Here is an 8901-nt window from a genome sequence, read left to right on the forward strand (position 1 = left end):
GCTACCCCGAAGGCCTGGGGTACCGTCGATCACGATGGCGACCATGGCGGAGTGCCGTACCGCACTCGACAGACTCTCGGACACGCTCGCGTCCGCCGACGGCGACGTGCGCGGTGCCGCTGCCCTCGACCGCTCGCTGAGCTGCCACATCACCGATCTCGACGCCACCTTCACCGGCCGTCTCGGGAACGGCCGGATCACGGTGGTCGACGACCACCCGGGCCCGCCGCGCGAGAAGGCGCAGATCCGCCTCGCGATGACGGGCGACGACCTGGTGTCGATGGTGGGCGGCGAGCTCAACTTCGCGAAGGCCTGGGCGTCCGGCCGGGTCCGCCTGGAGGCGGGCTTCCGGGACCTGCTGAAGCTCAGGTCGCTGCTTTAGCCGGGGCCCGCCGCCCGGCGCGGGCGGCCGGGATCACCAGCGGGGTCCCCGTCTCCGGGTCGTCGACGACCCGGCACTGGATCCCGAAGGCCTGCTCCACCAGCTCCGCCGTGACGATCTCGGACGGCGGGCCCTCGGCGAGCACCGCGCCGTCGCGCAGCGCGATGAGGTGCGTGGCGTAGCGGGCGGCGTGGTTCAGGTCGTGCAGGACGGCGACGAGCGTGCGGCCCTGCTCCTCGTGGAGCTCGGCGCAGAGGTCGAGGACGTCGAGCTGGTGCTGGATGTCGAGGAAGGTCGTCGGCTCGTCGAGGAGCAGCAGCGGGGTCTGCTGGGCGAGTGCCATGGCGATCCAGACGCGCTGGCGCTGACCGCCGGAGAGTTCGTCGACGTAGCGCTCGGCGAGTTCGCGCACCCCGGTCGCCGCCATCGACTCGTCGACGATCCGCTCGTCGTCCTCCGACCACTGCCGCAGCAGCCCCTGGTGGGGGTAGCGGCCGCGGGCGACGAGGTCGCCGACCGTGATGCCGTCGGGCGCGATGGACGACTGCGGCAGCAGGCCGAGCGTCTTGGCGACCTTCTTCGCGGGCATCGACTGGATGACGTGCCCGTCGAGCAGCACCCGGCCCGCGGACGGCTTGAGCATCCGGGACAGGGCGCGCAGCAGGGTGGACTTGCCGCAGGCGTTGGGGCCCACGATCACGGTGAAGGAGTTGTCGGGGATCTCGACGGACAGCTTCGACGCGATGACGCGCTGGTCATAGCCGAGGGTGACGTCGTCGGCGACGAGCCGGTTCACAGCAGCACGCTCCTGCTTCTGGTTCTTGGTCTGGTTCGGGTCCGTGGCGGGGTCGCGGCGGGACTTCATATGCGGCCCGCCTTGCGCTGGGTGACGAGCAGCCAGAGCAGATAGACGCCGCCGAGCACGCCGGTGACGACGCCGACGGGCAGCTGGTCCGCGCCGAAGGCCCGCTGCGAGGCCCAGTCCGCGACGATCAGGAGCGTGGCGCCCATGAACATGGCGGGCATGAGGTTGGGGCCCGGCGAGCGCGTGAGCCGGCGCGCCAGCTGCGGCGCGGTGAGCGCGACGAAGCTGACCGGTCCGGCGGCGGCGGTGGCGGCCGCGGTGAGCAGCACGGAGGCCGTCAGCAGGACGAGCCGGGTGCGTTCGACGCGTACGCCGAGGGAGTTGGCGACGTCGTCGCCCATCTCCAGCATCCGCAGCGGACGCCCGTACACGAGCACGAGCGGTACGAGGACGGCGCAGAGCACGAGCAGCGGCCACACCTGCTCCCGGTCGCGGCCGTTGAGGGAGCCGGTCATCCAGACCACGGAACGGGCGGCGTCGACGAAGTCCGCCTTGGTGAGCAGATAGCCGTTGATGGCCGTGATGAACGCGGAGACGCCGATGCCGACGAGGACGAGACGGTAGCCGTGCACGCCGCGCTTCCAGGCGAGCAGATAGATGGCGAGGCCGGTGACGAGACCGCCGACGAGCGCGCCGCCCGCGACCTCGGCCGCGCTGCCCTGGAACAGGACGATCATGGTGAGCGCCCCGGCGGTCGAGCCCTGGCCGAGGCCGAGCACGTCGGGGCTGCCCAGCGGGTTGCGGGCGATGGACTGGAAGAGCGCGCCGCCGAGCCCGAGGGCCGCGCCCACCAGGAGTCCGACCAGGACCCGCGGCAGCCGCAGGTCGTTGATGATGAACTCCTGCCCGGCGTCGCCGTTGCCGAGGAGGGTGCGGACGACGTCGGCGGCCGGGATGGGGAAGTCGCCGGTGCCGATCAGGGCAACGCTCGCGGTGAGCGCGGCGACGACGAGGAGGGTGACGACCACGGCCGTGCGGACGTCGAGCCGGACGGAGAGGCCGCCCCTGGTGCGTATCGCCTTCACAGCTGGGCCACCTTCCGACGGCGTACGAGGAAGATGAAGACCGGCGCGCCGATGACCGCGGTCACGATGCCCACCTGGAGCTCCGAGGGCCGCGTCACGACGCGTCCGACGACGTCCGCGCCGAGCAGCAGGACCGGCGAGAGGACGGCCGCGTACGGCAGGATCCAGCGCATGTCGGGCCCGGTGAAGGAGCGCACGATGTGCGGCACCATCAGGCCGACGAACACGATCGGCCCGCAGGCGGCGGTCGCGGCCCCGCACAGCAGCGTCGCCGCCGCCATGGCCAGGATCCGCGTGCGGGTGAGGTGGGCGCCGAGCGCGCGGGCGGTGTCGTCGCCCATGGCCATGGCGTTCAGCGGCCGGGCAAGGCCGAGGGCGAGCACGGTGCCGATCGCGAGGAAGGGCAGCACCTGCTGGATGGTGTCCATGTTGGCGGAGGCGAGGGAGCCGACGGTCCAGAAGCGCATCTTGTTGAGCGCGGCACCGTCCATGATCATGACGGCTTGCAGATAGCCGTAGAGCGCCGCGCTGAGCGCGGTGCCGGCCAGCGCGAGCCGCACCGGGGTCGCTCCGCGCGAGCCGCCGAGGAGGTAGAGCAGTACGCCGACGAGCAGCGCCCCCACGAACGCGAACCACACGTAGCCGCTCAGCGAGGTGACGCCGAAGAAGCTGATCGCGCTGACGACCGCGGCCGAGGCGCCGAGGTTGATGCCGAGGAGTCCGGGGTCGGCCAGCGGGTTGCGGGTGAGCGCCTGGAGGACGGCGCCGGAGAGGCCGAGGGCGACTCCGGCGAGGACCCCGAGCAGGCTGCGCGCGAGCCGCTCGCCGACCACGACGTCCGCATACGTCCCCGTGTCGTGGAACAGTCCGTGCCAGACCTGGTCCATGGACATCGATTTGGCGCCGACCGCGACGCTCGTCAGGAAGACGAGCAGCAGGACGGCCACCGAGACGAGCAGCCCGACGCTGCGTATCGCCCGGCGTGCGGGGGGCGCGGGGGCGGTCGCCGCGCGGCTTCCAGGGGGACTGTCGACCAACACCGGGTTAGGTTAGCCTACCCTCGCACTCGCCTTCGACGAGAGACTCCGACGAGAGAAGCACCACCCATGCACGCAGCCCGGCGCACCCCGAGGCCCCCGCGATGACCGACTCCCCGTACCAGTACTTCGACGTCCAGGTGCTGCGCACCGAGCAGGTCACCCCCGCCATGATCAGGGTGGTCCTCGGCGGCGCCGACCTGTCCGGCATGGCGGCGGGCGGCCCCGACCAGCGCATCAAGATCTTCCTGCCGCACCCCGGCCAGGACAGCCCGGTCATGCCCGACACCGACTCCGGGGACACCGCCGCCTGGTACGCCGCGTGGTGCGCCCTCGACCCGTCGGTGCGCGGCATCATGCGCACGTACACGACCCGGCAGCTGCGCCGCGACCCGGACGAGCTGATCGTCGACTTCGCCGTCCACGACCCGGCGCCCTCGCCCGCCGACGGCCCGGCGACCAGCTGGGCCAGGACCGCGCGCCCCGGCGCCCGCATCGGCGTCCTCGGCCCGGTCGAGGAGGAGAACGCGGCGTACGACTTCCGCCTGCCGCAGGAGACCGACTGGCTGCTCCTCGCCGCCGACGAGTCGGCGCTGCCCGCCGTCGCGAACATCCTCGAGAAGCTGCCGGCGGGCCTGCCGACCCGCGTCTGGATCGAGGTCCACGACCTCGCCGACCGCCAGGACCTGCCCACCGCGGCCGACGCGGAGATCCACTGGCTCACCCGCGAGGGCGCCACCACGGACGCGATCCGCGGGGCGGACCTTCCCGAAGGCACCCCCTACGCCTGGATCGCCGGCGAATCCTCCACCGTCAAGGCCGTCCGCCGCCACCTCGTCGGCGAACGCGGCTTCGACCGCAAGAAGGTGTCGTTCTCGGGCTACTGGCGCAAGGGGACGACGACGGACCAGCTCATCGACAGCGGCGAAGAAGCCTGACACCGAAACCGCCGCACCGGTACCGCGCCCGCCAGGACCCTCCTCCTGAGCGGGCGCTTTCCGTCACGGCCCGCGCCGGGCCGCACATCCCGGACTCACAGCCCCAGCCGGGACAGCGCCTTCCCCGCGTCCAGCTCGCACACGCCGTCGCCGGCCTGCGTCCAGGCCGCCGCGCACAGCGCCCGCAGCCCGTCCATGGCCTCGCCCTCGCCGTCCAGCGCGAGCTCCTCGCCGCGCACCGAGGCGGTCCACCCGCCGCAGCCGAACCCGCCCTGCACCGGGCCGACTTCGGGCTGGCCGGTGAGCATCCCGCGCAGATCCGCGTCCACGTACGTCGGCCGGTGCTCGGGCCGCGCGGCCAGCAGCTGCGCGCCGTCCGTGACACCGGTCAGCACGAGCAGCGAGTCCACCTCCCCGGCGAACGCCCCCTCGATGTCGGTGTCCAGCCGGTCGCCCACCACCAGCGGCCGCTCGGCGCCGGTCCGCAGGATCGTCTCCCGGTGCATCGGCGGCAGCGGCTTGCCCGCGACCTGCGGCTCGGCGCCCGTCGCGATCCGGACGACCTCGACCGCCGCGCCGTTGCCGGGCGCGATGCCGCGGGCGCTCGGGATCGTCAGGTCCGTGTTCGAAGCGAACCACGGCACCCCGCGCGCGATCGCGTAACAGGCCTCCGCGAAGCGCCCCCACGCCAGGTCCGGCCCCCCGTACCCCTGCACGACCGCCACCGGGTCGTCGTCCGCCGACTCGACCGGCTCCAGCCCCCGCTCGCGCAGCGCGACCCGCAGCCCCTCACCGCCGATCACCAGCACCCGCGCCCCCTCGGGCACCTGCTCGCTCACCAGGCGGGCCGCCGCCTGCGCCGACGTGATGACGTCCGAGCCGTCGGTCGGGATCCCGAGCTCCGTCAGATGCTCCGCCACCGCGTCCGGGGTGCGCAGCGCGTTGTTCGTGACGTACGCGAGGTGCATGCCGCCGTCGCGCGCCGTGCCCAGCGACTCCACCGCGTGCGCGATGGCCCGGCCGCCCGCGTACACCACCCCGTCCAGGTCGAGCAGAGCCGTGTCGTAGGCCTCACTCAGCGCCCTACCGCTGCCCTGCGGCCGTGTCCTCGCGGCCTTGTCGGCACTGCGGCCCGCGGTCTGGCTCATTACACATCGCTCCTCGCTCGATCCCACTCCCCCGATCATCGCTCATGCCACTGACACACATACGATGCCCTAATGAACACAGCGGGTCACACCGACGACAGCGGCCTCGACCTGATCCCGTTCCGGGGCGTGCGCTATGTCCCCGAACGGGTCGGCAGTCTCGCCGCGGTGACCTCACCGCCGTACGACGTGGTCGTACGGCCGGACGGCCTGCTGCACCTGGAGTCCGCCGACCCGCACAACATCGTCCGACTGATCCTTCCCCAGGCCACCACCCCGGCCGTCCGCAACCAACAGGCCGCGGACACCCTGCACACCTGGCTCGCCGAGGGCATCCTCGCCCCCGACACCGAGCCCAGCCTGTACGTCTACGAACAGCGCGACAGCGACATCCTTCAGCGCGGCGTCATCGGCGCGCTCCGCCTGTCGGAGGCGGCGGACGGCATCGTCCTGCCGCATGAGGGCGTCATGCCCCATGTCGTCGAGGACCGCGCCGCCCTGATGCGGGCCACCTCCGCCAACCTGGAGCCGCTGCTCCTGACCTACCGCAGTGACAGCGGGGACGACGAGGACGGCTCGGGGCGGCCCGAGGCCGGCGGCGCGATGGCCGTCATCGAGCGGACCGCCCTGCGCGAGCCTCTCCTGTCGACCACTACGGAGGACGGCTTCCACCACCGCCTGTGGTCCGTCACGGACCCCGCCGAGATCGCCGAGATCCGGTCGGACCTCGCCCACCACCAGGCCCTTATCGCGGACGGCCACCACCGCTGGGCGACCAATCTGCGCCTGCGCGCGGAGCACCCGTCACCGAGCGCCTGGGACTACGGCCTCGTCCTTCTGGTGGACACCGCCCGCTACCCGCTGCGAGTCCGTGCCATCCACCGCTACCTCCACAGGCTGCCGGTGGCCGACGCTCTCCAGGCCCTCGGTGACTCCTTCCGCATACGTACGGTCGAGGGCCCGCTCGACCACGCCCTCGAAGCCTTGGCCGAGGCCGCGGCGAAGAGCAACGCCTTCGTCCTCGCGGGCGACGGAGCCTTCCACCTCGTGCACCATCCGTCCCCGGACCTCCTCGCCCGGACGATCCCGGACGACCGCCCGGAGGCCTGGCGCACCCTCGACGCGACGGTCCTGCACTCCACCCTGCTCGACCACGTGTGGCGGATCCCCGACACCCCGGAGCACATCGCGTACATCCACGACACGGCGGCGACGGTCGAGAAGGCGGAGCGCGACGGCGGCACCGCGGTCCTGATGCACCCGGTCCGCGAAGAGGTGGTCCGCGAGCTGGCCCGGCAGGGCGTCACGATGCCCCGCAAGTCGACGTCCTTCGGCCCGAAGCCGGCTTCGGGCCTGGTCCTGCGCGACCTCACGTTCTGACCGCCAGTACGCAAAAAAGGGCGGGCCCCTTCAAGGGAGCCCGCCCTTTCCTGCCTACTGCCTACTGCCCGCGTCAGTCCTTGTCGCGCTCGTCGATGTCGCTGTCGTCGAGGCCGTCGGCGTCGGGGGCAACCACTTCCACGGCGTCCTCGTCATCGCCCAGCGCGTCCACGAACTCGACGCCGTCGAGCTCGGCGAGCCGGTCCGACGCGTCGGTGCTGCCGTCCTTGTCGGACTCGACGACCTTCGCGAACCACTCCCGCGCCTCGTCCTCGCGCCCGGCCGAGAGCAGCGCGTCGGCGTACGCGTACCGCAGCCGCGCGGTCCAGGGCTGCACGGAGTTCGACGCCAGCTCGGGGCTCTGGAGGGTCACGATGGCCGCGTCGATCTGGTCCATGTCGCGGCGGGCTCCGGCGGCGACGAGCCGCATCTCGACCTGCCCCGCCTTGTCGAGCTTGTGCACCTCGGGCGCGCCCGCCATCTCCAGCGCCTTCTCGGGCCGGCCGAGGCCGCGCTCGCAGTCCGCCATGACGGGCCACAGCTCGACGCTGCCGGTCATCCGCCGGGCCGCCCGGAACTCGGCGAGCGCCTCGCTGTACTTCTGGTTCGCGTACGCGGCGAAGCCGGCGGCCTCGCGCACGGCGGCGACCCTGGAGGCCAGCCGCAGGGCGATCCGCGAGTAGGCGTAGGCCTGCTCGGGGTCCTCGTCGATGAGCTTGGCGACCATCACCAGGTTCTTGGCGACGTCCTCGGCAAGCCCCTTGGGAAGGCTCTGCAGCTCCTGCTGTACGTCCTTGTCGATCTCGTGACCGGTGACGTCCTCGGGGATCGGCAGCCGCCTGATCGGCTCGCGGTCACGGTCGCGGTCGTCGCGCCCACCACGGTATCCACCGCGGTCGCCGTCCCGCCGGTCGTCGCGCCCACGGAACCCACCGGGGCGCCCGCCACGGTCGTCACGGCGCGGTCCACGCCCACGGTCGTCACGGCCCCGGTAGCCACCGCCACCACGGTTGTCGTCACGCCCACCACGGAACCCACCGCGGTCACCGTCACGCCGGTCGTCCCGACGATCGTCACGACGCTCGTACGGCCGGTCGTCGCGACGGAAGCCACCACGGTCACCGTCACGACGGTCATCGCGGCGGTCGTCGCGGCCGCGGAAGCCACCACGGTCACGGTCATCACGACGGAAGCCGCCACGGTCGCCACGGTCGTTGTCCCGCCGGTCATCACGGCGGTCATCGCGCCGGTCGTCGCGGCGGAAGGCGGGACGGTCACCGTCACGGCGATCGTCCCGGCCACGGAAGCCGCCACGGTCACGGTCGTCACGGCGCGGCCCACTGCTCGGCCGGTCGTCGCGGCGGAAGCCACCGCGGTCCCCGTCGCGGCGGTCATCGCGCCCGCGGAAGCCGCCACCACGGTTGTCACGGTTGTCGTCGCGACGGAAGCCGCCACGGTCGCCGCGGTCGTTGTCACGACGATCGTCCCTGCGGTCGTCACGACGGAACGCGGGCCGGTCGCCATCGCGCCGGTCATCGCGGCGGAAGGCGGGACGGTCACCGTCACGACGGTCGTCCCGGCCACGGAAGCCGCCACGGTCACGGTCGTCACGGCGCGGCCCACTGCTCGGCCGGTCGTCACGCCGGAACGGGGGACGCCCACCGCGGTCCCGGTCCCCCTCGCGACGGTCGCCACGGCTGTCGTCGCGACCTCGGTAGCCACCACTGCGGTTGTCGCCACGGCTATCACCACGGTTGCCGTCGCGGCGGTCGTCGCGGCCGCGGAAACCACCACGGTCGCCACGGTTGTTGTCACGACGGGGAGCCCCGCGGTATCCGCCCCGGTCACCACCGTCCCGGCCGCGCTGCTCGCGCTCCGGACGCTCGTCGGGAGAGTTGGGGGACATCGGTGACTCCTAGTCTTCGGTACCGCAGTCATTCTCGCGCAGCCTGGAGGCCGGCGCGCTTCGACAAAAACAAAAGGACCCTTGGTCCCAGCGTGGACGCTGGGACCAAGGGTCCTCCAAAAATTGTTCGGCGGCGTCCTACTCTCCCACAGGGTCCCCCCTGCAGTACCATCGGCGCTATGAGGCTTAGCTTCCGGGTTCGGAATGTAACCGGGCGTTT

General features: G+C 72.4%; 8 protein-coding genes, 1 rRNA gene and 1 pseudogene. 3 read left to right on the forward strand and 7 right to left on the reverse strand.

Translation table 11 applies throughout. The annotated features are described in order from the left end of the window. The first annotated feature begins 34 nt into the window (after positions 1-34). A complete protein-coding gene (locus tag ACZ4Z4_RS17360; protein ID WP_468327641.1) occupies positions 35-382 on the forward strand; it encodes an alkyl sulfatase C-terminal domain-containing protein in 348 nt (115 codons plus the stop codon). On the opposite strand, the gene ACZ4Z4_RS17365 is transcribed toward ACZ4Z4_RS17360, so the two are convergent. The 3 genes from ACZ4Z4_RS17365 to ACZ4Z4_RS17375 are packed head-to-tail and all read right to left on the reverse strand — an operon-like array spanning position 366 to position 3312. Continuing rightward, complete coding sequence (locus tag ACZ4Z4_RS17365; protein ID WP_468327643.1) at positions 366-1247, reverse strand: ABC transporter ATP-binding protein; 882 nt, start codon at positions 1245-1247, stop codon at positions 366-368. The two genes, ACZ4Z4_RS17360 and ACZ4Z4_RS17365, sit on opposite strands and share 17 nt — an antisense overlap. Then, entirely contained in the window at positions 1244-2272 is a 1029-nt protein-coding gene (locus ACZ4Z4_RS17370; RefSeq protein ID WP_468327645.1) for a FecCD family ABC transporter permease, read from the reverse strand. Before ACZ4Z4_RS17370 ends, ACZ4Z4_RS17365 begins: the two co-directional genes overlap by 4 nt. Then, positions 2269-3312: a FecCD family ABC transporter permease gene (locus tag ACZ4Z4_RS17375; RefSeq protein ID WP_468327647.1), complete on the reverse strand. Its 1044-nt coding sequence runs from the start codon at positions 3310-3312 to the stop codon at positions 2269-2271. Before ACZ4Z4_RS17375 ends, ACZ4Z4_RS17370 begins: the two co-directional genes overlap by 4 nt. 101 nt (positions 3313-3413) lie before the next feature. Here ACZ4Z4_RS17375 and ACZ4Z4_RS17380 point away from each other — a divergent pair, with 101 nt between their 5' ends. Next, a complete protein-coding gene (locus ACZ4Z4_RS17380) occupies positions 3414-4247 on the forward strand; it encodes a siderophore-interacting protein (RefSeq protein WP_468327649.1) in 834 nt (277 codons plus the stop codon). A 95-nt stretch (positions 4248-4342) separates the two neighbouring features. Here ACZ4Z4_RS17380 and ACZ4Z4_RS17385 read toward each other — a convergent pair whose 3' ends face one another. Then, positions 4343-5395: an HAD hydrolase-like protein gene (locus ACZ4Z4_RS17385; RefSeq protein ID WP_468327651.1), complete on the reverse strand. Its 1053-nt coding sequence runs from the start codon at positions 5393-5395 to the stop codon at positions 4343-4345. Positions 5396-5467: 72 nt separating this feature from the next. Here ACZ4Z4_RS17385 and ACZ4Z4_RS17390 point away from each other — a divergent pair, with 72 nt between their 5' ends. Next, positions 5468-6775 carry a DUF1015 family protein gene (locus ACZ4Z4_RS17390; protein WP_468327653.1) on the forward strand — a complete coding sequence of 436 codons (1308 nt, stop codon included), beginning with the start codon at positions 5468-5470 and terminating at the stop codon, positions 6773-6775. A 73-nt stretch (positions 6776-6848) separates the two neighbouring features. On the opposite strand, the gene ACZ4Z4_RS17395 is transcribed toward ACZ4Z4_RS17390, so the two are convergent. From ACZ4Z4_RS17395 to rrf, 3 genes and pseudogenes are all read right to left on the reverse strand, one after another. Next, positions 6849-7610, reverse strand: a complete 762-nt coding sequence (locus ACZ4Z4_RS17395; protein ID WP_468327712.1) for a tetratricopeptide repeat protein — start codon at positions 7608-7610, stop codon at positions 6849-6851. A gap of 177 nt (positions 7611-7787) precedes the next feature. Then, positions 7788-8558, reverse strand: a pseudogene (locus tag ACZ4Z4_RS17400) (hypothetical protein); the annotation flags it as partial. A 248-nt stretch (positions 8559-8806) separates the two neighbouring features. Then, positions 8807-8901, reverse strand: a 5S ribosomal RNA gene (gene rrf / locus ACZ4Z4_RS17405); the annotation flags it as partial.

It is taken from the genome of Streptomyces sp. NPDC030245 (assembly GCF_055572995.1).

Excerpts from the sequence above, each read along its gene's own strand:
- ACZ4Z4_RS17360 (WP_468327641.1), top strand. The coding sequence starts at position 35 with ATGGCGACCATGGCGGAGTGCCGTACCGCACTCGACAGACTCTCGGAC.
- ACZ4Z4_RS17365 (WP_468327643.1), bottom strand. The coding sequence starts at position 1,247 with ATGAAGTCCCGCCGCGACCCCGCCACGGACCCGAACCAGACCAAGAAC.
- ACZ4Z4_RS17380 (WP_468327649.1), top strand. The coding sequence starts at position 3,414 with ATGACCGACTCCCCGTACCAGTACTTCGACGTCCAGGTGCTGCGCACC.
- ACZ4Z4_RS17385 (WP_468327651.1), bottom strand. The coding sequence starts at position 5,395 with ATGAGCCAGACCGCGGGCCGCAGTGCCGACAAGGCCGCGAGGACACGG.
- ACZ4Z4_RS17390 (WP_468327653.1), top strand. The coding sequence starts at position 5,468 with ATGAACACAGCGGGTCACACCGACGACAGCGGCCTCGACCTGATCCCG.